Raw genomic sequence first — 22445 nt, 5'->3', positions numbered from 1 at the left:
TTCGGTGAAGACGATCTTTAACTATGTTCAGGCTCGCGGCACGGCGCGCACCAGAAAGCACAGGGCGGTGCGTTCTTCCTGCTCGTGCTCCAACTTGATGAAAGCGGGCTGGGCGGCGAGGTCCAGGTCATCTCCAGCGAGGTAGCCCCGTGCGATGGCGAGGGCCTTGACTGCCTGGTTGACCGCCGCCGGGCCGATGGCCTGCACCTCGGCCTGCCCCTGTGAGCGCAGCAGCGCCGCGACCGCCCCCGCCACCGCATTGGGCCGCGACTGGCCGGAGACACGCAAGACTTCGGGCGCAGGCGGCGACTGGGTCATCGGCGTTCACTATAGCCTCATCCAGCGCTCAGAGGGAAGGCGGGGGCAGGGGGCACTCCCTGCACTTCCCGTATCAGTCGCTGTATTCGGCAAAGACGGCGCGGCTGATGACGAGCTGCTGGATTTCGGAGGTGCCCTCGTAGATTTCGGTGACCTTGGCGTCGCGGTAGAGGCGCTCGACGGGGTACTCGCGGCTGTAGCCGTTGCCGCCGAAAATCTGGATGGCGTCGCGGGTCACGTCTACGGCAGCCTCGGACGCGAGCAGCTTGGCGATGGAGGCCTCCTTGCCGTAGGGCTGGCCCTGGTCCTTGAGCCAGGCGGCCTTGAGGGCGACCAGCCGGGCGGCCTCGATGCGGGCGGCCATGCGGGCCACCTTAAAGGAGACGCCCTCGAACTCCCGGAGTTTCTTGCCGAACTGCTCGCGCTCGGCGGCGTACCTCGCGGCGTGTTCCAGGGCGGCGCGGGCGATGCCGATGGCCTGCATCGCGATGCCGATGCGTCCGGCGTCGAGGCTGGCAAGAGCGATGATGAGACCCTGGCCTTCCTCGCCGACCAGGTTCTCTGCGGGCACGCGCACCCCGTCAAAGGTGACGGTGGTCGTGTGGGCGGCGTGCAGGCCCATCTTCTCTTCGGGGCGGCCAAAGCTCAGGCCGGGCCTGTCCTTTTCGACGATGAAACAGGAGACGCCGCGAGCACCGGGGCCGCCCGTGCGGGCCATGACGAGGTACGTGTCGGCCTGACCGCCGGAGGTAATCCAGGCCTTGGCGCCGCTCAGGACCCAGGCGTCGCCGTCGCGCTCGGCCCGCATCTGGAGGTTGGCCGCGTCGCTGCCCGCGCCGCTCTCCGTAAGACAGAACGCGCCGATGTGCTCGCCGCGGGCGAGGGGACGCAGGTAGCGCTCGCGCTGGGCGTCGGTGCCGTAGCGCAGCAGCATCTGTTCGGGAAGGCCATTTTGCACCGAAACAATCACGGCGACCGAGGCGTCGGCAGCGGCGATTTCTTCCAGGCACAGGGCGTAGGTCACCGAGTCGAGGCCCGCGCCGTCCCAGGCTTCGGGGAGGGTGGCCCCCATCAGGCCCAGCTCGGCCAGGCCACGCAGTTGCCCGCGCGGGAACTCGCCGCTGCGGTCGTACTCGGCGGCCCTGGGCGCGATTTCGGCGCGGCAGTAGTCGCGGACATGCTGCACAATGAGGCGCTGGTCGTCCGAGAGGGCGAAGCGCATCCCCACGTCGGCGGCGGGAAGGGTCGCGGTCATGGGGTCAGGCTAGCACCCGGCTACCGCCCCCCGGCGGCCTGAGGGCCAAACAGGGCGGGAAAGAGGCGGCGGGCCGGAGAGAGCGGCTCGCCCGCCCAGTAGGGCAGTCCCGGCTCGGCCCCCCGCACCACAAAGGACCCGGAGCGGCTGACCGTCATCACGGCATTCCACCCCGCCCGCAGCGAGAGGTCATAGCGGGTGTTCAGGCCCTGGCAGCGGCCCTGCACGCGGGCCGGGCGGTCACTGTACATCCACTGCACCCGCCGAGTGGGGTGCTGGGGATGGTCCGCCTGGCTCAGGACCCGCACCCGGTCCTGGGACGGCTCAAACACCAGAAGCTGTTCGGCGACGTAGGTGCGCGGCTCCTGGGGAGAGCTGCGCACGCCGGGGCAAAAGCTCGCCGGACGCACGGGCGGGCGAAAGTCATCCGGGATGGCCACCCGGAACAGGCCCTCGTCACGGAGCTGGCCCATCCCTATCAGGCGGCCTTCGGTGAGGTGCGTGAGGAGCACGAGCGTCCGGCCCTGCGCCGAAGGCGAGAAGGGCAGGTTGCGAATCTGGCCCTGTAGCCCGACGGCAGCGTCGGCCTGGCCGCCCACAGCGAGTGCGGCGGCGGCCAAGAGGGACCGGGAACGAGGGGCAAACGCGGCAAAGCAGGCAGGCAATGGCACGGCCCCGACCCTACGGGGAACCCATCAGCCGCTCGTCAGCTCAGCTTGCCACCACTCCGCGCCTCCCGCAGGGCTTCCTCGATGCCGCGCCCGCGCCAGGCGCTTTCGACAGCCACGGCCTCGCCACCCGGCCAAGCGAGCGCCGCCCCAATCACCGAGCCGCCCGCGACCGCGAGGGCCGCCGCAGTGAGGGCCTCCAGGGGGGCAGCGGGGCACAGCCGCGCCGCCGCGCCGCGCAGGGCGGGCGCGAGGGGCAGGGGCGGACGGGTGACGCGGACGCGGGCGGGCAGGGAGGGCACGGGGCGGAGTGTACCGCTCCCGCTGGCCTACAATGCGCCGCGATGAGGGCGCAGCAGGTGGGAAACGGGTCAAGAAAGTCGGGCGCAGGACGGCGGGTGCTGGGGTGGCTGGCCGTGCTGGGCCTGACCCTGCTGACGCTGGGGGGGGTGGCGCTGACGCTGGGGGCCTATGCCACCCTCAACCCGGCGGCCCCGCTGTGGCTGCGGACCCTGGGGGGCGCCGAGAAGCTGCTCAGCGGGGCGCTGGGGCTGGGGGACGTGCCGGGCTTTTGGCGAGCGGTGGGCCTGAGCGTGTTCACCAGCGGGCTGGCCGCCCTCTTGCCGCTCGCCCGGCCCCGCTAGGGGCTGCGTGCTAGGATTGCCGCGTTTTGCCCCTGGGCACGCCGCCAGGGTCAGAGAGGACGTGCGAGACATGGAACCTTTGCTGATTCAGGAGGTGCTGCGAACGCTGCCGCACCGTTTTCCCTTTGTGCTGGTTGACCGGGTGCTGCGGGCCGGAGAGGGCGAGGTCCATGCCCTCAAGAACGTGAGCATCGGCGAGCCCTTTTTTCAGGGGCACTTTCCGCAAGAACCCGTGATGCCGGGGGTCCTCATCGTGGAGGCCCTCGCGCAGGCGAGCATGTTCTGCTTGCACGGGCAGCTCGAGCCGGGCACGGTCGGGTACCTCGCCGGGGTGGAGGGGGCACGCTTCAAGCGCAAGGTGATTCCGGGCGACCAACTGCACCTGCACGCGAAGTTGGAGTTCCTGCGCCGGGGCCTGGGCAAGACGACCTGCCGCGCGGAGGTCGACAGGCAGGTGGCGGCGGAGGCGACCATCCTGTTTGCGGTGGCGAAGGGGTGAGTGGGAAGTGGGGAGTGGTCAGTGGTGGGCGGGTGTGGAAGGAGAGCCAGTTCTGCGGCTCAGGGCGGGTGTTGACTTGAGAGCATCAGCCATTGCTTTCCCCACTTCCCACTTCCCACTTCCCACTTCCCGCGCCGAAGGCACCCCATGACCCGCCTCACCCGCCTCGTCACCCGCGAGCTGCTGCCGCCCCTCTTGGCGGGCACGCTGCTGTTTACGGCGATTCTGAGCTTCGGGTACTTCTTTATCTCCAGCCAGTGGCTGCGGGGGGTTCCGCTGGGGCTGGTAGGACAGTGGATTGCCTACCAGGTGCCCGACACGCTGGTCAAGGTGCTGCCGATGGCCGCCGTGCTGATGACCGTCGTGGCCTTTGGGCGCATGAACACCGAGCGCGAACTCGTGGCGGTGCAGGCAGGCGGAGTCAGCCTGGGGCGGGCCGCGCGGCCCGTGCTGGTGGTCGGAGCGTTGGTCACCGCCCTCGCGGTCTGGCTGAGCCTGTGGGTGGCCCCCCGCGCGAACGTGGAGACGCGGGGGCTGTACTGGGACGTGCTGACCGGCGCGGGGCTGGGGCGGCTCGCCGGGCAGACGCTGGACCTGCGGGGCGGGCTGACCCTCTACCTTGCCGGGTACGACCCCGCCACCCGGCAGATGCGTGGGGTGCGGGTGGAACGATGGCAACCCGACGACCTCCGGCGGGGCACCATCATCTTCGCGGAGGGGGGCACCTTCGAGGGCAATGAGCTGCGCCTCACCGGGTATCAGGTCTACACCGTGAACTACGCGGCGGCGGCGGCCCTGGGCCGGGTACCGGAAGATGACCCGCTGGCCTTTCGCGCCGCTGTGCAGGAGGTCTTTCCGGGGGTTATCGTGCCGGAGGACCCTGCGGCGGCGCTCGTGCTCGACACCGGGCGCTCGCGGCAGGAGACCTTTGCCGAGTACGCGGACGCCATCGGGGCCGACGCCGGGGGCTGGAACGAGCTGACCGCCACCCTGCGCGAGCCGGGGGCCACCCCCGCCGAGCGGCAGGAAGCCCGCCTCGACCTCAACCGCAAGCTCGCGCTGCCCTTCGGGAATCTGGTGCTCGCGCTCGCGGCGCTGCCCTTTGCCCTGCGCTACGGGCGCACCCTGGGGGTGTCCCTCGGCGTGGCGCTCCTTGTGGCGGTGGCGTACTATCTCGTCTTTTTTGTGGGCTTGACCGTGGCGGGGACGATGCCTTCTTTGCCCGAACCCGGCGTATGGCTCGCCAACGTGCTCTTTGCGGGGGTGGGGTTGTGGCTGCTGAGACGGGCGTGACGCGCCTCCCGTCCGAGTTGCGGGCGCTGATTCTTTCGGCGTCTTTCGGGAGCGGGCACCACCAGGCGAATGGGGCCGTAGACGCGGCGCTGCGGGGGATGGGCGTTCAGCTCCGAGCGCGGCACGCGGATTTCCTGACCTATGTCAATCCGGTCGAGCGGGCGGTCACGGCGGGCACCTACGCGGCGTGGCTGCGCTACGCGCCGGGCATCTACCGGGCCTTTTACAACTGGACCGACCGCGAAAGCGAGCCGCGGGCGCTGACGAGCACCTTTGGCTGGCTGGGGCTGCGCGGGATGCTGCGGGACGTGCGCGAGCTGCGCCCTCACGTCGTCGTGAGTTCGTACCCCACCCCCGTCGCGCTGGCGCACACGGCGCGGCGGCGGCTGGGGGCGGACTTCCTGAACGCGCTCGTCGTGACCGACTACCGCATTCACCACCACTGGGCACGGCCCGAAGCCGAGCTGCTGATGGTGCCGACCGCCGAAGCGCGGGCGCAGATGGAGCGCTGGCGCATCCCGCCGGAGCGCGTTGTGGTGACCGGCATTCCCATCGCCCCGGCGTTCCGAGCGCTGGTCGGGGCCGACCGGGCGGCGCTGCGGGAAAAGCATGGGCTGAGGCCCGACCAGCCCCTGCTGCTGGTGTCGGGCGGGGGCACGGGCACCTACCGGGCGCTGGGGCCGCTGCTGGAGGAGCTGGCGGGGCTGGGACGGCCCGTGCAGGTCCTGGTGCTGGCCGGAGCGCGGGAGCGGGGCGTGCGGCGCGTCGGCGGCGCGACCCTACACGGGCTGGGCTTCCGCGAGGACTTTCCCGAACTGCTCGCCGCCGCTGACCTCGTGGTGGGCAAGGCGGGCGGCCTGACGGTGGCGGAGGCGACCGCGCTGGGGGTGCCGCTCGTGGCCTATGACCCCATCCCTGGGCAGGAGGAACACAACGCCGACTACCTCGTGCGGCACGGGGCCGCGCTGTGGCCGCGCACGCGGGCGGAGGTGCGCGGAGCGGTGCTGCGGGCGCTGGACGAGGAAGAGCGCGCCCGCCTGAGCGCGAACGCCCGCGCTCTGGGCGTGCCCGACGCCGCCGACCGGGTGGCGGGGGCACTCTTGCGGGCGCTGGGCCGGGGATGAGGGGGCGGGCGTGAGGCGGCACGGCTGGCTGGCGCTGGGGCTGCTCGCCTACCTGGGCCTGCCCTCCCTACTCGTGCAGCGGCTGGGGCTGGGGCTGATTCGGGAGGGGCGGCAGGGCGAACGGGTGGTGGCCCTCACCTTTGACGACGGCCCCGACCCGCGCACGACCCCGGCGGTGCTGGACGCCCTGCGGGAGGCGGGAGCGCGGGCCACCTTTTTCGTGATGGCGGACCGGGCCGAGGCTTGCCCCGACCTCGTGCGGCGGATGCTTGCCGAGGGACACGAGGTCGGCTCGCACGGGGCGCGGCACCGCCACGCCTGGCTGCGGTCGCCGTGGGGGGCGTGGCGCGACCCCGGCGCGGGGGCACGGCGGGTGTCCAAGGTCGCGGGCCGCCCGGTGCGGCTCTTTCGCCCCCCGCACGGTGGCTACACCCTGGCGACCGTGCTGGGGGGGCGGGCGGCGGGCCTCACCGGGGCACACTGGAGCGTGGAAGGCGGCGACTGGCACCCCCGCGCCACCCCGCAGCGGCTGCGTGAGTACCTGGGGGCACGCGTGCGGCCCGGCGCGGTGGTCGTGTTGCACGACGCGGGGCCGGGGGCGCGGGTGACCGGACCGGGGCTGCCGGGGGTTCTCGCTGACCTGCGGGCGCGGGGCTACCGAGTGGTGCCGCTGGGGGAACTGGAGGGGGCCGTGCCGTTGACCCTGGCCGACCTGCCACGGCGGGTCATGGGCGGGCTGGACGCCGTGCTCGACCGGCTGAGCGGGGTGCGGCCTGCGGGCGGGCGGGCCGACAACCTCTTCCGGGTGGGGCGGGTGCGCTTCCCGCTGGCGGAGGTGCGGCTCGCGGACGGCACGCCGCTGCCGCCCGGCACCCCCGCTGCCGAGTTCCACGTCAACAATCCGCTCATGGTCGACCTCGGCCTGCGCCGCAGCCTCCGCCTCGCCCGCGACGACTTCCGCGAGGTGGCGAGTGACCTCACCCGCCGCCCGGAGCTGCGGGACGCGCAGGCCGTCTTTTGCCTGAGCGCCCTCTCTCCGCTCCTGGCTACGCTGGGCTTTGAAACCTATGACCTCCCCCCCGCCACCGCTCGCCGCCTGCGCCGGTGGGCCAACCTGCTGCGCCGCGCCTACGGCAGCCCGCCGGACGCGCCAGAGCCGAAACTCAGCGTGATGGGGCGAGCAGCCTTTTTGGAGCGGTACGGCGAGCGTGGGGAGTGGGGAGTGGGAAGTGGTCAGTAGGAGGCCTTTCTCCACTCCCCACTTCCCACTAACCACTACCCTTCTCCCCGTGAACTACGACGACCTCGCCGACCTCTACGACCGCCAGTACGACCTCTACCGCGACGACCTGCACTTTTACGCGGGCCTCGCGGAGCGCAGCGGGGGACCGGTGCTGGAGGTGGGGGCGGGGACCGGGCGGGTAAGCACCTTTCTGGCGCGGCGCGGAGCCGACGTGACCGGCCTCGAACCCAGCGCCCGGATGCTGGAGCGGGCGCGGGCACGGGCACAGGAGCAGGGGCTGACGGTCGAGTTCGTGCAGGGGGACGCGCAAAGCGCACGCCTGAGCCGCCGCTTCGCGTTGATTCTCGCGCCCTTCAACGCCTTGATGCACCTGTACACCCCTGCCGAGCAGCTCGCGGCGCTGGAAAACCTCCGCGCCCACCTGGAGCCGGGCGGCATCTTCGCCTTTGACCTTTCGGTGCCGCGCTACGGCCAGACGAACACCCTGCGGCACGAGGGCGAGACCTTCCACGGGCCAGACGGCTCGCGCACCGACGTCTTTTTGGTGCAGCGCCGCGACCGGGTGCGGCAGCACGTGACGACCGAGTACTACGTGGACACCACCGCGCCCGATGGCCTGCTGCGGCGGCGGCACTACACGCTGACCCAGCGCTACTACACCCGCTACGAGGTGGAATGGCTCTTGCGCTGCGCGGGCTTCGAGGCACCGCGCGTGACCGGAAGCTTTCAGGGCGGCCCGCTGGAGGAGGGAAGCGAGGTGATGGTGTTCCAGACGCGGGCGCGGTGAGGGTGGCTCCTCAGCGGGAGCGGGCCGCTCCCCGCTTGCGCCCGCCCACCTTGCGCCGCAGTTGCCGCCAGCCGTGCCCCGGCCACACGCCGTCCGCGATGAGGTGCAGCCACTGGCTGAGGTAGTAGCCCAGCACCAAGGGCAACACCACCTTGAGGCTGACGGGCTGCGGCACTCGCGGCAGCGGCGCTTCGGGCCATAAGAAGCGCACCAGACCGAGGAAGAGCAGCCCCCACAGCCCCAGGTACAGCAGCCGGGTGAGCGGCCCCAGCAGCCAGGTGTGCGAGAGGCCCCGGTGCCGAAAGAGCCAGCCGTAGGGCACCCACAGCACCCCCAGCACCCCCCAGCGCCGCTGGGAATCCACCCCCCCGCCGTCCGCGAGGTCGAGGTCAGGCGAGAGCAACAGCGTTCCAGCAAAAAAAGCGAGCGAAAAGGAAAGCGCCTGCACGGGCGTCACCGTGAGGAGGTCTTGCCGGGCAGCCAGCAGCACCCCTGCCGCGAGGACGCTGTAGGTGGCAACATTGATGAGGTTATGAACGCGTCCGCTGGGCACGGGGGCATTGTGGGGCCTGGCGGGACAAAACGGTACCGCTTGGCCCCCGCCTCGGCGGGAATGTCGGCCCGTCTTCATTCGGGCGTCAGGGGAACGGGGCATCATGCGGCATTCATGACGCGCCCCCTCCTGTTGCTCCCGGTCGCCCTGCTGCTGGGCGCGTGCCGCCCGGCGGAACGGCCCGCGACCCTCGCTGACCGCACCCTGAACCTCGGCACGGCCCTCACCCTCACGGCGGAGGCTCCCTTTACGGGCACGTTCTGGCAGGTCACCGACGCGCCGCCGTGGCTCACCGTGTCGCCCGCCTCGGGCAGCGGCCCCGTGCGGGTGCAGGTGCGGGCCAATCGGGCGCTGGGCACGCCGACGGCGGCGGACCAGCCGCAGCTCAGCGGGGAAGTGAAGCTCACCTGGCAGGGGGAGAAGCAGAGCGGGACCGCCACCTGGATTGTCACCGCCGACCAGTACGTCCTGACGGGGCGGGTCGCCAACCCCGCGGCGGTGCGGGGCGCGGACGCAGGCGTCGCCCCGCTACAGGAAACGCCGCCTGCCGAAGTCCGCAGCGTCATCGTGAAGTACCGCTCGGCGGCGGCGCAGGCGCTCGCGCTGGGGCAGAAGGCGACCGCCCCTGACCCGGCTTTGGCGAGCACCCGCGCCGTCCTCGACAGGCTCGGCCCCGCCGCTCGGCACGACCTCGGCGGGCGGCGGGCCGAACTCGTCACGGACGACGTGTCGGGGACCCTGGTAGCGCTGCGGCGCGACCCTAATGTCGAATACGCGGTGCCCAACGCCGTCTTGCGGGCGCAGGGCACCGCCGCCCCGCTGGAGCCGACCGACCAGTACGCGGGCCTCCAGTGGGCCTACCGCCTGCTGGGGTACCGGGCGGTGTGGCGCGACATGGAGTCGGGCGGCTATGCCCGGCCCGTTACGGTGGCGGTCGTGGATTCGGGCGTGCGCTACGACCACCCCGACCTCGCCGGGGCGCTGCTGGGGCCAGACGAGGGGGCGCTCGACGTGCTGGACTTCGTGCCCGCCGGACAGAAGGGGGCCTACGACAACGGCGACGGCGACGGCCCCGACCGTGACCCCACCGACCCCGGCACCCCGGCGCGGCAGGGCGGCAGCCACGGCACCCACGTCAGCGGCATCATCGCAGCCCGCTGGGGCGAAATCCCGCGCTTTCCCGGTTGCGAGGCGTGCAGCACGAGCGGCGTGGTGGGAGCGGCGTACCGAGCACCCGTCAAGGTCCTGCCGATTCGCGCCATCGATGCAGCGGGCAACACCGAGGTCACGGACGTGGTCAACGCCGTGCGCTACGCCGCGGGGCTGCCCGTCACGCTGGGGGGGCAGCCCTACCGCCTCTCCCGCCCTGCCGAGGTGATTAACCTCAGTCTGGGGGGGGACATTCCCGCGAGCGTGGCCGAGCCGCTGTGTGAGGCGGTCGCGGAGGCGACGGCGGCGGGGTCACTGGTCATCGCGGCAGCGGGCAATAGGTACGGCACCACGCCCTACTACCCTGCCGCTTGCGAGGGCGCGGTGGCGGTGGGGGCGGTCACCCTGTCGGGGGCGAGTGCGCCGCGTCTGGCGAGCTATTCCAACCGCTACCCGGCGGTGCAGCTCGCGGCTCCGGGCGGGGTGGACCTGACGGGAGCGACCTACCACAACGGCGGGCAACTCAACGGCAAGCCCTACGCCGACGTGATTCTCTCGACCGACTGGGATTACAGCAAGGGGCAGCCCACCTACATGGGACAGGCCGGGACCAGTCAGGCCACCCCGCAGGTGAGCGCCCTGGCCGCGCTGCTGCTCAGCAAGGGCGTGACGCGGGGCCGCGACGACACCCTCGCCCGGCTCGTCGCCACCGCCACCGACCTGGGCGCAAAGGGCCGCGACGACGCCTTCGGGTACGGGATGGTGAACGCGGCGGCGGCGCTGGGTGCCCCGGCGGTGAGCGACACGCTGGGGCTGCGGCTGTGGGACACGCGGGGACTGGCCTACCAGCCCGCCCTCGACGCGCTGGGACGCTTTACCGCCTACCTGCCCGACGGCACCTTCCGGGCGCTCGCGGGCCGCGACCGCGACGGCAACGGCATTCCCGGCGAGGCGCACGAGCCGGGAGTCGAGCGGGACGCCGAACTGGGACCGCAGCAGCCACGGGCCGACCTGGGCGAGCTGACCCCCGCCCCCTGAAGGCGGGCGGGCGGCCCAGCCGGGTCCCCGCCCGCCTTCTGTGACCTGCTTGACACTCCCCGCGTGGCCCCCTACCCTGAGCGCACGTTCAGAGCTTGAGCTGCCGTTCATCTTCTACCCGGCCCGCCGTGGGCCGTGGGGAAGGGCTGGGCGGCGTTCCCGGAGGGTCCATGAAAAAACTGCTGCTGACTGCCCTGCTCACCATTCTGCCGACGGCGGGGGCCGCAACCCTCGTGTACGGAGCCAACGGCGACCCGGTCAGCCTAGAGCCGGGCAACATCACGGACGGCATCAGCATTCTGGTGCAGCACCAGATTTACGACACGCTGGTGAACTTCAAAGACGGCACCACTGACCCCGAACCCGGCCTCGCCACCAAATGGACCAGCAACGCCAATGCGACGAGCTGGACCTTTACCCTGCGCCAGAACGTGAAGTTCCACGATGGCACGCCCTTTAACGCCGACGCGGTCGTGTACAACTTCAGCCGCTGGTGGGACCCCAAGCACCCCGAAGGCTTCCGCAACCAGGGCCGCACCTTTGAAATCTGGGGTCAGCTTCTGGGCGGCTACAAGGGCGACGCCACCTCGGTCGTGAAGAACATCGTCAAGGTGAACAACACCACCGTGCGCTTTGACCTCAACAAGCCGTCGAGCGTCTTTCCCGAAGTGATTGGCTCCGGCTACTTCGGCATCGCCAGCCCCACGGCCATCAAGAAGGAGGGGGCCAAGTACGGCACCCCCGCCAGCAAGCCGGTCGGCACTGGTCCCTTCATCTTCCAGAGCTGGCGCACCGGCGACCGGGTGACCCTGGCCCCCAACCGGAACTACTGGGGCAACAAGCCCAAGGTGGACGGCCTGGTTATCCGCGCCATCAAGGACGCCTCGCAGCGCCTGAACGAGCTGAAGGCGGGCACCATCGACTTTACGTCCGACCTCACGCCCGACGCGCTGAAGTCGATACAGGCGGACCGCAACCTCGTGGCGGTGAAAAAGCCCTCCTTTAACGTGGGCTTCCTGAGCCTTAACAATCGCAACCAGTACCTCAAGAACGACAAGGTCCGCGAGGCCATCTCCATGGCCATCAACCGCAAGGCCATTGTGGACGCCTTCTGGAACGGGCTGGGCATCACCAACGCGTCGTTCCTGCCCCCGGTGCTCGCCTGGGCCAACTCCAAGAATGTGCCGGCCACCTACCGGTACGACCCCGCAGCGGCCAAGCGCCTGCTCGCAGAAGCGGGCTACCCCAACGGCTTTTCTATCGACCTGTGGTACATGCCGGTCAGCCGCCCGTACTTCCCGACGCCCAAGCCCATCGCGGAAGCCATCGCCGCCGACCTCAGCGCCATCGGCATCAAGGTCAACCTCAAGACCGAGGACTGGGCCAAGTACCTCGAAGACCGCAACAAGGAACCCGGCTTCGACATGTACATGATTGGCTGGACCGGCGACTACGGCGACCCCGACAACTTCTACGGGGCGTACTACGGCCCTTCGGCCAGCGACGACATCAACTGGAATCCGCCCGAACTCCAGCGCCTGCTCGAACAGGGCCGCGCCGCCGTGAGCCGCGCCGACAAGGCCCGCGTGTACGCGCAACTGCACGAAATCACCTACAAGGCCAACTACCGCCTCCCCATCGTGCACAGCCAGCCGCTGGCCGCTGCCCGCACCTATGTCCGTGGCTGGGTGCCCAGCCCGCTGGGCAGCGAAGCTTTTAACAACATCTCGCTGGTGGGCAAGCGCTAAGCCGTCCCCACAAGCCGCACAACTGAGCGGGGAAAGAGCGCGGGGCCACGGGCAGCTTCGGAATAAGCCCGTCCCGCGCTCTCCTTGGCTCGCCCCATTCACGAGAGGAGCCGATTTTGGGCAGTTACGTCATTCGCCGCCTGCTGCGGACCCTGCTGGTCATGCTGGGCATCAGCGTGGTGGTGTTCGCCTTCGTGCGGGCCATTCCCGGCGACCCGGCGACCGCCCTGCTGGGCGAGCGGGCCACCCCAGAAGCGGCGGCGGCCCTGCGTGAGCAACTGGGACTGAACAAACCCTGGTTCATTAACTTCGGCAACCCCACCAACCCGCTGGACGCGCAGTACCCGCGCTATGTGGGGCAACTGCTGCGGGGCGACCTGGGCAGCGGCCTCAAGAGCAACATCCCGGTGCGCGAAGAACTTGCCTCGCGCTTTCCGGCCACTGCCGAGCTGAGTGTAGCGGCGCTGCTGTTCGCCCTGGTGGTGGGCCTCCCCGCTGGAATCGTGGCGGCGCTGCGGCGCAACAGTTTTTGGGACAATGCCGCCACCACCGTCAGCCTGGTGGGCGTCAGCATGCCCGTGTTTTGGCTGGGGCTGTTGCTGTCGTATTTCTTTGCGGTGCAGCTGGGCTGGCTGCCGCCCTCGGCGCGGCTGGGCAACGAGTACTCCATCGAACCCATCACCGGCTTCTATGTCCTGGACGCCCTGCTGCGCGGGCAGCCCGCCGCTGCCTGGGACGCGGTGCGGCACCTCATCTTGCCTGCCGTGGCCCTGGGGTCCATCCCGCTGGCCATCATCGCCCGCATCACGCGCTCCAGCCTGCTGGAGGTGCTGGGGCAAGACTATGTGCGTACCGCCCGCGCCAAGGGCCTCGCCCCCCGTCACGTCACCATCAAGCACGCCCTGCGCAACGCCCTGCTGCCGGTCGTGACCGTGGTGGGGTTGCAGGCGGGGGCGCTGCTGGGGGGCGCAGTCCTCACCGAGACCATCTTCTCCTGGCCGGGGCTGGGGTCGTGGGTCTATGAGGCCATCAGTCAGCGCGACTATCCAGTGATTCAGGGCGGGGTGATTTTCGCCGCGCTCGTCGTCAGCGTGGTCAATCTGCTCGTCGACCTCAGCTACGCGGCGCTCGACCCGCGCATTCAATACCGGTAGGTGGGGAGTGGTCCGTGGTCCCTCAACAGGCTCGGCTCCGGCTAAGGCTGTTTCCCCCTCCCGCTCTCACGTTCTGCCAACTCCGCACCGAGGTATTCCATGACCACCCTCTCCCCTCCCCACACCGCTGCTCGGCGCCCCCCCAGCATCTTCTGGCGGCGCTTTCGCCGCTCGGCACCCGGCAAGGTGGGCGCGGCCATCGTGGCCGCATTCGTGTTGCTGGCGCTGCTCGCCCCGGTTTTGGTGCCTTACGACCCCACCACTGACCGGGACTACCGCCTCAACCTTAAGCCTCCCTCGGTGGCTGCCCTGTGGAACCCGGAGGTCGCCGAGACGTACCGCGACCCCGTGACCGGAGAGGTCAACCTCTGGAAAGCGCCCCTGGGCACCGACAACCTGGGCCGCTCGGTCGCCACTCGCGTCCTGCATGGGGCGCAGCTCAGCCTCAAGGTGGGCGTGGTGAGCACGGTGCTCGCCCTGCTCGTCGGGACCCTGCTGGGCATTCTGTCGGGCTACTTCGGCGGCCTGCTGGATACAATGACCGGGTACCTCAGCGACGTGATGCTCGCCTTCCCGTCCATCCTGCTGGCCATCGGCTTTGCGAGCATCTTTTCCAGCGACAATCCACCCTTCCTCGTTGCGGCGCTTGACCGCCTCTTCGCGCTGAACAGTCCGCAGCTCGTCACGGCGATGCTGGCGGTGTCGCTGGTGCAGGTACCCGTCTACCTGCGCCTCGCCCGCTCGGTGGTCCTGAGCGTGCGCGAGCGCGAGTTCGTGCAGGCGGCGGGGGCGCTGGGGGCCAGCCAGGGCCGCATGGTCTTCCGGCACGTGCTGCCCAACAGCCTCTCGCCCCTCATCGTGCAGGGGGCACTCAGCATCGCAACCGCGACCATCGAGGTCGCCGCGCTGGGCTTCTTGGGCATCGGAGCGCAGCCGCCGCTGCCCGAATGGGGCACCATGATTAGCGACTCGCGGCAATACTACGTGGACGCCCCGTGGACGATGGTCTTTCCGGGCCTGGCCATCTTCCTGACGGTGCTGGGGTTCAACCTGCTCGGCGACGGCCTGCGCGACGTGCTCGACCCCCGCAGCACGCAATAACGGGAAAGTGCCAGAGGCTAGGCCAGCGCCGCCACGAGGTCGCTCAGGTCTTCGGGGCGGTAGCGCTGCCCGGTAGCGTGCAGGAGCTGACGCCCCAGCCGCAGCTCTGGCAAGCGGACGAGGTCGAGCCGCGCCGCGCCGCTGTGCCCGGTGCTCACCTGTCCGGTGAGGTCCACCAGGGTGTGATAGGGCTGCAAGAGGCCGGGGGGGATGGGGCCACCCGTGAGCACAATCAGGTCAGCCCGCTCGGAGAGGGAAGCGAGGGCCGAGTCGCGCCGCCCCACCGCAAAGGCGCGGACCCCGGCGGGCACGTCGCGGGCAAAGCGCTCGGCTTCGGAGTACGAGTCGGCCACAATGCCCACGTTGCCAAAGCCCAGGCGCAGCAGCGGCAGGGCGAGGGCGAGGTCTGCCCCAGAGCCGAGCAGCAGCGCCCCCGCCCCATAAGCCGCGTAGCCGCTCAGCTCCAGGGCGTCTTTCAGCGCGTCTGCCAGGGCGTAGGTGCCGTGTGCTCCCACGCCGAAGGCCACCGCATCGGCCCGCCCGGCCCGCCGGGCTTCGGGGTCAAGGTCGAGATACCCGGCGAGGGCCACCTCGCGGGAAGGGTGCACGAGCGCCCCGATAAAGCGCAGGGTGCGGCAAGCCTCCAGCACGGCGGCGGGGTCGTCGTCGGGAACGGGCACGGCGAGCAGGCCAGCCCCCCGCAGGGCGCGGGCGGCGTCGGCGGAATACCCGATGAGGGCCAGGGGAGCGTCACGGACGGGGCGCATTGGGGGCAGTGTAGCGCCCGGCCACGAGAAAGCGCCGCCCCCAAGGTGTGGAGGCGGCAGCGGACCAATGGGGTGGGGATGGGGGGCTTAGCGCTGGTCGCCCTGCTTCGAGCCGTCACCCTGGGTGGCTCCGCTCACGGCTGCGGAGTCGGGCGCGGGCGAGCCGCCCCAGGTTGCGCCACTCGTGCCCGCGTCGGCGGGTGCGGTGGCCGTTCCGGCAGCGGCGTGGGCGGTGGCCGCGTCGGTCGTTGGGGCAGCGGCGGCGGGCTTGGCGGGCGCGGGGGCCGGAGCCGGACCCCCCTCGTCGAGGCTTTCGAGCCACATGGACCCCACCAGATTGCGGGCCTGACGGCTAAATTTGTGCAGGCGCTCGGCGGCCTCCGGGCTGACGGTCTCCACAGCTTTGAGGATGCCCCGGCGAGCGGCGGGCACGCGGGCCAGCACGACGGCTCCCCCGGCGAGGGCCATCAGCGCGGTCGCCCCGCCGAAGCCGCTCCCCGCGCTTGCTTGTCGGGTGGAGCCGAAGTTGTGCTGGAGGTCGTGCAGGTCATGGCGAGCGCGGGCCTTGGCCTTGCCCTGCTTTTCCAGTTGGGCGAGTTCGCGGCGCACCTGCTTTTGCAGGGGGGCGAGCCGCTTTTCAACCTCGCGCTCCAGGTGAGCCTGATTCCAATGGCGGCGGGCCGCTTTCAGTTCGCGTTCGGCCTCGTGACGAGCGCGGGCGAGGCGGCGTTCGGCCTCCTGACGGGCGCTCTGGGCCTGGCGGCTCGCCTGAGCCAGAGCCTTTTGGCCTTCCCGCTTGGCTCCGCGTACCTCGCGGGCGAGCTGATGCTTCGCGCCCAGCGCCACCTGCGCGGCTCCCTCGCGACCTTCCTCGGCGAGGTCGGCGGCGGCGTGCGAAAGGTCGGCGGCCCCTTTCGCGACCGTGCTCGCGGCGGCCCCGGCAACCTCCTGCACGGTTTCCAGCAGGTGATGGGCACGGCCCGGCACTTCCTCGCGCAGGGTCTGCACGGCTTCGCTGCCCTTGTGCACGGCGGCTTGCGCGGCCTGGGTGGCGCCTTCGGCGGCGCTCGCCAGGGCTGGCTTGACCGTGTCTTCCAGGGTGTGGCTGGCGGCGGCGGCGAGCTGCTTGGTGCCGCTCAGCACCCGGCGGCGTGATTCGCTGTTCAGGGCAAGGGCCGCGAGGCCGCCTATGAGCAGCAGGTTGGGCAGGCTGAGGGAGAGATGGAGGTGTTCCCTCTGGTTCCTGGAGGCGTCATGATTCATGGGAAACTCCTTTCGTCTTTGCTCCTCTGCGGGCGGCGGTAACGGCCCGCCGGAGGAAGCACGCGGCCCTATTGTCGGTGCCGCGCCGCCGGGGAGTGTGGGGCAAGCGTAACGTGGATTTCATGGTTCGTCCCCGCTTGGGGAAACCCGTTGCACTCTGCCCCCGGAATCCCGCTCTAGACTGGGGGGCGTGACCCGCAAGGCCCGCACTCCCCAGGTCGCCCCCGTGCCCGCCGTGCGGGAGGCCCCCCATGTGTCCGCGCCCACCCCAACGCTGCTCCGCCGCCTGGAGGTGCGGCACCTCGCCACCATCCGCGACCTCGCCTTGGATCTGCGGCCCGGCTTTTCAGCCTTCACGGGCGAGACGGGCGCGGGCAAAAGCATCATCGTGGACGCGCTGGGGCTGCTGCTGGGGACCCGCGCCAATACCGACCTCATCCGCACGGGCGAGGAGAACCTGTTGGTTGCGGGCTTTTGGGAAGAAGGCGGGGAGGAACTCAGCGCCAGCCGCCGGGTGACCGCCGGGGGGCGCGGCACTGCTCGGCTGGACGGCGAGCCGGTCAGCGTCCGCGAGCTGGGCGAGTGGACGGGCGAGCGGCTGACGATTCACTGGCAGCACAGCGCGGTGACCCTGCTCAGCCCAGCGCGGCAGCGGGCGCTGCTTGACCGCCAAGTGCCCGGCGAGGCGGCAGCTTACGCGGCGGCTTACCGCACCTGGAGCGAGGCCCGCACCCGGCTCGACGCGCTGCGGGCGCAGGGCCGCGAGCGGGCGCGGCAGCTCGACTTGCTCGCCTATCAGGTGCGCGAGATTGAGGAAGTGTCGCCCCAGCCCGGCGAGGAAGAACCCCTCAGCGCCGAACTCAGCCGCCTCGCCAACCTGGAGACCATCGCGCAGGGGGCCGCAGGAGCGCTGGAGCTGCTCTCAGAGGGCGAAACGAATGCTGTCAGCTTGATGGCCGAAGCGGTCAGGGCGCTGAACGCGGGGGCGCGGTACGACGAGACGAGCGCTCAGCTTCAGCGCGACCTGCGCGAGGCCCTGAGTGCCTTGCAAGCGGTCGTCGGCGAGCTGCGCGGGGTGGCCGAGGACAGTGCCCCCGACCCGAAAGAACTCGCACGGGTCGAGGGCCGCCTCGCCGCGCTGGGCAAGCTGCGGGCCAAGTATGGCCCGACCTTAGAAGACGTGCTCGCCTTTTACGCGGAAGCGCAGGCCGACCTGGAGCGTCTCACCCGCGACGAGGAGGATGCGGGCAGCCTGGAAGCGGAGGTCGAGCGGCAGCGCCAGGAGGTTGTGCGGGCGGGCGAGGCGCTCGACCGGGCGCGGCAGAAGGCTGCGGGGCCGCTTGCCGCCCAGCTCGCCGCGGTCGTCCGCGAGCTGGGGATGCCGCACGCTCGGCTGGAGTTTCGGCTGTCCCCCCTGGCTGCCCCCGGTCCGGCGGGCCTGAGCGACGTGGCCCTCTTCTTTACCGCCAACCCCGGCGAGGACCTCGGTCCTCTCGCCGACGTGGCGTCGGGCGGCGAGCTGTCGCGGGTGATGCTTGCCATCTCTACGGTCCTGGGGGCCGACACCCCCACAGTGGTCTTTGACGAGGTGGACGCAGGCATCGGCGGGGCGGCAGCGCTCGCGGTGGCGGCGCAGCTCGCGGGGCTGGCGGCGGGGGGGCGGCAAGTGCTCGTGGTCACCCACCTCGCGCAGATTGCCGCCCGCGCCGACCATCATTACAAGGTCGAAAAACGGGTCGAAGACGGACGTACAGTCAGCCGCGTGCGCCTGCTGAGCACCAACGAGCGCCTCACGGAAATCGCCCGCATGCTGAGCGGGAACACCTCCGCAGCCGCCCTCTCGCACGCCCGCGAGCTGCTCGCCGGGGGCTGACGGGCGAGGGGACGAGTGGGGAGGTGGGGAGTTGGTCAAGGCCACCTTCAGTCCTCGGTCAGACGGCCCCCATAAGCTGAACGTCATGAGGAAGACAAAGATGGGGGCTGCCCTCCTGCTCGGCACGGGCTTGCTGGCGGGCTGTCAGGTGGCCCGCCCCGGCTCGCTGCGGGTGCATGAGGTGGCGCTCTATGGCGGCACCCAGGAGCGCATCGTGTGGGTGTACGGAGCGCTGGAGGGGGGCCGGGGCAGCTTCAAGGTGAATGGGATGGCCCTGGAGCTGCGGCCCCAGCGCAGTGACCCCCTTGCCCTGCCGGGCACCCTGAGCGTGAATGGGGCGGCGACCTACCGCCTGCCGACCTCTCCGGTCAGCGCCAAGCTGGTGGTGACCCGCGACACGCTGGGGCGCTTCTCGGTGCCGGTCAACGAGGCGCGGGGGGCGGTGTACTTCACCGATGGACGCAGTTGGTTGCGGCTCAGCGGCAGCGCCGGGGCCAACCTTACCGCCCTCCCAGTGAGTGGGCTGCGCGGGGCGGGCGACCTCACCGACGCCGAGGCCGACGCCCTCTCGCAGGCGCTCACCGGGCAGGGGCCGCTTGCGCTGACGGTCGTGCCGGAGGGCCTGCTGCCCGACCCGCCCCTCACGGTGGAGCCGACCCCCGCCGAGTACCGCCGCACGGCCTTTTACATCCAATCTGGGGTGCCCACCCTGGCGGCCCAGCCGAGCACCCCGACTTCGCCCCCCACCGCCGGAGGCCGCGTGACCGTGACCGAACTTGCCAGCGGCACCAACGCCGCCCAAAGTGGCCCCGCCGTTCAGCTCGCGACCACCCAAAGCGCCGTCAATGCGCTGTACCGCATTGCCTATGGCAACCAAACGGGTCCCCTCGGCATTCCGGCGCTGGGCGCGGGCGAGACGGTCGTCGGTGTCTTTTTAGGCCAGCGGCCCACTGGGGGGTACGGGGTGCGGGTCACCGGAGCAGAGGTGCAGGGCAGCACCCTCATCCTGACGGTCGAGCTGCGTGCACCAGGACCAGGAGCCATCACCACCCAGGCCCTCACCAGCCCCTGGACGCTCGTGCGGGTGCCCGGCGTTTACCAGAGCGTGCGCCTTGTCGACCCCTCCGGACGCCCGGTTCAGCTCGGCCCTGGCACCGGGGGAGACGGCCAGACCCGCTGACTTTTCCTTCCCAGTCCCAGCGCCCCACCCCCCCCCAGCAGGTGGGGCCTTCTGCTGGAAGCTGGCTGCTGGCGGCGGGGGGATGGCCGCCTCGCTCCCCCGTCCGCCTTCGCTGGACTGACTGAGAGAAAGACTGCTGTTTCCGCCCATGTGACAGGGGGCAGGTTTGGTGTGGAACCGCTTCATGCGCCAGGATACCTGGGTTACAACGTCACATTCCTGCTGCCCAACCTCTTGGAGGACCCCATGAGCTTAATCCAGCCCCCCCTGCTGCAAGCCCTCGGCATTCGCAACGCCACCGTGCATCACAACCCCGGCGTCGACGAGCTGTACGCCGCCGCCATTCGCCTTGGCGAGGGCGTGCAGGCCGCGACCGGACCCCTGACCGTCCGCACCGACAAAACGGGCCGCAGCCCCAAAGACCGCTTTATCGTGGAAGACGACCTCACGCGGGACACGGTGTGGTGGGGCGGCTTTAACGTGCCGACCACCTCGGAGGTCTTTGACCGATTGCTCCAGAAGATGACCGCCTACGCGGAGGGGCGCGAACTCTTTGTGCAGGACGTGTTCGCCGGGACCGACCCCGAATACCGCCTCTCCGTGCGGGCCGTCACCGAGATGGCGTACCACTCGCTCTTTGTGCGGAACATGTTCGTGCGGCCCACCCCCGCCGAGCGCGAGGCTTTTGAACCCCAGTGGACCATCCTCAACCTGCCTTCCTTCAAGGCGGACCCCGCCGAGGACGGCGTGCGCTCGGAGACCTTCATCCTGGTGAACTTCACCCGGCAGATGATTTTGGTGGGGGGCACCCAGTACGCGGGCGAAAACAAAAAGGGCATCTTCGGCGTGATGAACTTTCTGCTGCCCGCACGGGGCGTGATGCCCATGCACTGCTCGGCCAACGTGGGCGAGGAGGGCGACGTGGCCCTCTTCTTCGGGCTGAGCGGCACGGGCAAGACCACCCTGTCGGCGGACCCCAACCGCAGGCTCATCGGGGACGATGAACACGGCTGGAGTGACCGGGGCATCTTCAACTTTGAGGGCGGCTGCTACGCGAAGGTCATTCACCTCAACCCCGAAGCCGAACCCGCCATCTACCAGACCACGCGGACCTACGGCACGGTGCTGGAGAACGTGGTTCTTGATGAGCACGGGGTGCCCGACCTCGACGACGGTTCCCTCACCGAGAACACCCGCTCGGCGTATCCCATCACCCAGATTCAGAACATCGTGGAGGAGGGCCTGGCCGGGCATCCCCGCAACATCATCTTCCTGACCGCCGACGCTTACGGGGTGCTGCCGCCCCTCAGCCGCCTGACGCCAGAGCAGATGATGTACCAGTTCATCAGCGGCTTTACTGCCAAGATTCCCGGCACCGAGCAGGGCGTGACCGAGCCGCAGCCTACCTTCTCGACCTGCTTTGGAGCACCCTTCATGCCCCGGCACCCCGGCGAATACGCCCGGTTGCTGGCCCAGAAAGTGCAGGAACACGGCGTGCGCGTCTGGCTGGTGAACACCGGGTGGAGCGGCGGCCCGTACGGGGTGGGCCAGCGCATGAGCATTCGCCACACCCGCGCCCTGATTCACGCGGCCCTCAGCGGCAAGCTTGACGGGGTGGCCTTCGAGCGCGAACCCTTTTTCAACCTGGAGATTCCCACCGAAGTGCCCGGCGTGCCCGCCGAGGTCCTCAACCCCCGTCAGGCCTGGGCGGACCAGGACGCCTACGACCGCACCGCCCGCAAGCTCGCCGGAATGTTCCGTGAGAACTTTAAGCGCTTTGAAGATGGCGTAGACCCAGCGGTGACGGCGAGCATGCCGGACCACGGGTAGAGGTTGCTTTCAGGACGAGTGGAAAAGCCCCGGCTGCGGCTGGGGCTTGATGCTTGGCCTCCCCCTCAGTTCATCGGCTCCGGCACGGCCACCTTCTGCGCTCCCCCCAGCGTCACCCCCGCGCTCGCCACCATCACGCAGCCCATCGCCAGCCACTGCCCCGGCGTCAGGCGCTCGCCCAGAAAGAGGAGGCCGCTCAGGGCCGCGATGGCGGGTTCCAGGCTCATCAGCACGCCGAAGACACGGGCGGGAAGAGCGCGGAGGGCCGCCATCTCCAGGCTGTAGGGGAGGGCGCTGGAGAGCAGGGCGACCGCCAGCCCCACGAGGAGGGCACCCGGCGCGAGCAGGCCCGTGCCCGCCTGTACGAGGCCAAAGGGCAGGGTGACAGCAGCGGCCACCGTCATCCCCGCGACCACCCCGGTCACGCCGGGCACCCGCCGCCCCACCGCGCCCCCCGCCAGGATGTAGAGCGCCCAAAAAGCCCCGGCGGTCAGCGCGAGGGCCACGCCGAGGGGGTCGAGGCTCCCCTCCCCCACCCCGCCCCGCGGCGCGATGAGGATGATGCCGAGCGCGGCGAGCGCGACCCAGCCCAGGTCGCGTACCCGGCGCGAGAGCAGCAGCGCCAGCACCAGCGGCCCCACAAACTCCAGCGTGACGGCCAGGCCGAGGGGCAGGCGCGTCAACGAGAGGTAGAAGGAGAGGTTCATCAGGCCCAGCGCCGCCCCATAGGGCAGAATCGCCCGCCACGCGGCGGACGGCAGCTCGCGCAAGCGGGGCCGAAAGGCAAGGCCCAGCAAGCCCGCCGCCAGCGTCACCCGCAGCCCGGTGGTGCCCGCTGGCCCCAGCACCGGAAAGAGCGATTTGGCAAAGGCCGCCCCCCCCTGAATGCTCAGCATGGCCACGAGCAGCGAGGGGATGGGCGGCAAGGGGGGCAGGCGCACGGGGGCATTCTAGGGGG

General features: G+C 70.5%; 21 protein-coding genes. 13 read left to right on the top strand and 8 right to left on the bottom strand.

The annotated features are described in order from the left end of the window. Nucleotides 1–27: 27 nt before the first annotated feature. The 4 genes from H565_RS0112725 to H565_RS0112710 form a co-directional block, all read right to left on the bottom strand. Nucleotides 28–318: a stage V sporulation protein S gene (locus tag H565_RS0112725; protein WP_027461371.1), complete on the bottom strand. Its 291-nt coding sequence runs from the start codon at nucleotides 316–318 to the stop codon at nucleotides 28–30. A gap of 73 nt (nucleotides 319–391) precedes the next feature. After that, on the bottom strand, nucleotides 392–1573 hold the full coding sequence (locus H565_RS0112720; protein ID WP_027461370.1) for an acyl-CoA dehydrogenase: 1182 nt from the start codon (nucleotides 1571–1573) through the stop codon (nucleotides 392–394). Nucleotides 1574–1593: 20 nt separating this feature from the next. Then, complete coding sequence (locus H565_RS0112715) at nucleotides 1594–2193, bottom strand: hypothetical protein (RefSeq protein ID WP_027461369.1); 600 nt, start codon at nucleotides 2191–2193, stop codon at nucleotides 1594–1596. Between the two features lie 86 nt (nucleotides 2194–2279). Then, nucleotides 2280–2543 (bottom strand): hypothetical protein, encoded by a 264-nt coding sequence (locus H565_RS0112710; RefSeq protein WP_027461368.1) that lies wholly within the window; start codon nucleotides 2541–2543, stop codon nucleotides 2280–2282. Between the two features lie 42 nt (nucleotides 2544–2585). Between H565_RS0112710 and H565_RS0112705 the strand changes: the two genes are divergently transcribed. From H565_RS0112705 to H565_RS0112680, 6 genes are all read left to right on the top strand, one after another. Continuing rightward, complete coding sequence (locus H565_RS0112705; protein WP_027461367.1) at nucleotides 2586–2885, top strand: hypothetical protein; 300 nt, start codon at nucleotides 2586–2588, stop codon at nucleotides 2883–2885. Between the two features lie 70 nt (nucleotides 2886–2955). Further along, nucleotides 2956–3384, top strand: a complete 429-nt coding sequence (gene fabZ / locus H565_RS0112700) for a 3-hydroxyacyl-ACP dehydratase FabZ (RefSeq protein WP_027461366.1) — start codon at nucleotides 2956–2958, stop codon at nucleotides 3382–3384. 147 nt (nucleotides 3385–3531) lie between these two features. Continuing rightward, entirely contained in the window at nucleotides 3532–4677 is a 1146-nt protein-coding gene (locus tag H565_RS0112695) for an LptF/LptG family permease (protein WP_027461365.1), read from the top strand. Then, complete coding sequence (locus H565_RS0112690) at nucleotides 4674–5801, top strand: MGDG synthase family glycosyltransferase (protein ID WP_027461364.1); 1128 nt, start codon at nucleotides 4674–4676, stop codon at nucleotides 5799–5801. Before H565_RS0112695 ends, H565_RS0112690 begins: the two co-directional genes overlap by 4 nt. Before the next feature lie 10 nt (nucleotides 5802–5811). After that, nucleotides 5812–7041 (top strand): polysaccharide deacetylase family protein, encoded by a 1230-nt coding sequence (locus H565_RS0112685; protein ID WP_027461363.1) that lies wholly within the window; start codon nucleotides 5812–5814, stop codon nucleotides 7039–7041. A 49-nt stretch (nucleotides 7042–7090) separates the two neighbouring features. Beyond that, on the top strand, nucleotides 7091–7831 hold the full coding sequence (locus tag H565_RS0112680; protein ID WP_027461362.1) for a class I SAM-dependent methyltransferase: 741 nt from the start codon (nucleotides 7091–7093) through the stop codon (nucleotides 7829–7831). 10 nt (nucleotides 7832–7841) lie between these two features. On the opposite strand, the gene H565_RS0112675 is transcribed toward H565_RS0112680, so the two are convergent. After that, complete coding sequence (locus tag H565_RS0112675; RefSeq protein ID WP_027461361.1) at nucleotides 7842–8384, bottom strand: metal-binding protein; 543 nt, start codon at nucleotides 8382–8384, stop codon at nucleotides 7842–7844. Between the two features lie 114 nt (nucleotides 8385–8498). On the opposite strand from H565_RS0112675, the gene H565_RS0112670 reads away from it, so the two are divergent. From H565_RS0112670 to H565_RS0112655, 4 genes are all read left to right on the top strand, one after another. Then, complete coding sequence (locus H565_RS0112670; protein ID WP_027461360.1) at nucleotides 8499–10571, top strand: S8 family serine peptidase; 2073 nt, start codon at nucleotides 8499–8501, stop codon at nucleotides 10569–10571. 170 nt (nucleotides 10572–10741) lie between these two features. Further along, the gene (locus H565_RS0112665) at nucleotides 10742–12319 is read left to right on the top strand and encodes an ABC transporter substrate-binding protein (RefSeq protein ID WP_027461359.1); all 1578 of its coding nucleotides are present in this window, start codon (nucleotides 10742–10744) and stop codon (nucleotides 12317–12319) included. A 116-nt stretch (nucleotides 12320–12435) separates the two neighbouring features. Further along, nucleotides 12436–13473 (top strand): ABC transporter permease, encoded by a 1038-nt coding sequence (locus tag H565_RS0112660; RefSeq protein WP_027461358.1) that lies wholly within the window; start codon nucleotides 12436–12438, stop codon nucleotides 13471–13473. A 99-nt stretch (nucleotides 13474–13572) separates the two neighbouring features. Beyond that, nucleotides 13573–14574, top strand: a complete 1002-nt coding sequence (locus H565_RS0112655) for an ABC transporter permease (RefSeq protein WP_027461357.1) — start codon at nucleotides 13573–13575, stop codon at nucleotides 14572–14574. Between the two features lie 17 nt (nucleotides 14575–14591). On the opposite strand, the gene H565_RS0112650 is transcribed toward H565_RS0112655, so the two are convergent. Next, entirely contained in the window at nucleotides 14592–15341 is a 750-nt protein-coding gene (locus H565_RS0112650; RefSeq protein ID WP_027461356.1) for a hypothetical protein, read from the bottom strand. Between the two features lie 87 nt (nucleotides 15342–15428). Then, nucleotides 15429–16604, bottom strand: a complete 1176-nt coding sequence (locus H565_RS0112645) for a coiled-coil domain-containing protein (protein ID WP_027461355.1) — start codon at nucleotides 16602–16604, stop codon at nucleotides 15429–15431. Between the two features lie 190 nt (nucleotides 16605–16794). Between H565_RS0112645 and recN the strand changes: the two genes are divergently transcribed. The 3 genes from recN to pckA all read left to right on the top strand — a co-directional run bounded on the left by recN (nucleotide 16795) and on the right by pckA (nucleotide 21487). Beyond that, a complete protein-coding gene (recN, locus tag H565_RS0112640) occupies nucleotides 16795–18477 on the top strand; it encodes a DNA repair protein RecN (RefSeq protein WP_027461354.1) in 1683 nt (560 codons plus the stop codon). An 85-nt stretch (nucleotides 18478–18562) separates the two neighbouring features. Beyond that, nucleotides 18563–19657 (top strand): protease complex subunit PrcB family protein, encoded by a 1095-nt coding sequence (locus tag H565_RS0112635; RefSeq protein ID WP_027461353.1) that lies wholly within the window; start codon nucleotides 18563–18565, stop codon nucleotides 19655–19657. A 246-nt stretch (nucleotides 19658–19903) separates the two neighbouring features. Further along, the gene (gene pckA / locus H565_RS0112630) at nucleotides 19904–21487 is read left to right on the top strand and encodes a phosphoenolpyruvate carboxykinase (ATP) (protein ID WP_027461352.1); all 1584 of its coding nucleotides are present in this window, start codon (nucleotides 19904–19906) and stop codon (nucleotides 21485–21487) included. A gap of 65 nt (nucleotides 21488–21552) precedes the next feature. Here the strand turns inward: pckA and H565_RS0112625 are convergent, their stop codons facing one another. After that, on the bottom strand, nucleotides 21553–22383 hold the full coding sequence (locus tag H565_RS0112625; RefSeq protein ID WP_051363621.1) for an EamA family transporter: 831 nt from the start codon (nucleotides 22381–22383) through the stop codon (nucleotides 21553–21555). Nucleotides 22384–22445: the final 62 nt, after the last annotated feature.

Origin of the sequence: Deinococcus murrayi DSM 11303, from assembly GCF_000482805.1 — a bacterium.
GTDB lineage: Bacteria > Deinococcota > Deinococci > Deinococcales > Deinococcaceae > Deinococcus > Deinococcus murrayi.
Note: the sequence above shows the minus strand (reverse complement) of the source record. Positions and strands in the feature narration are given on the sequence as shown.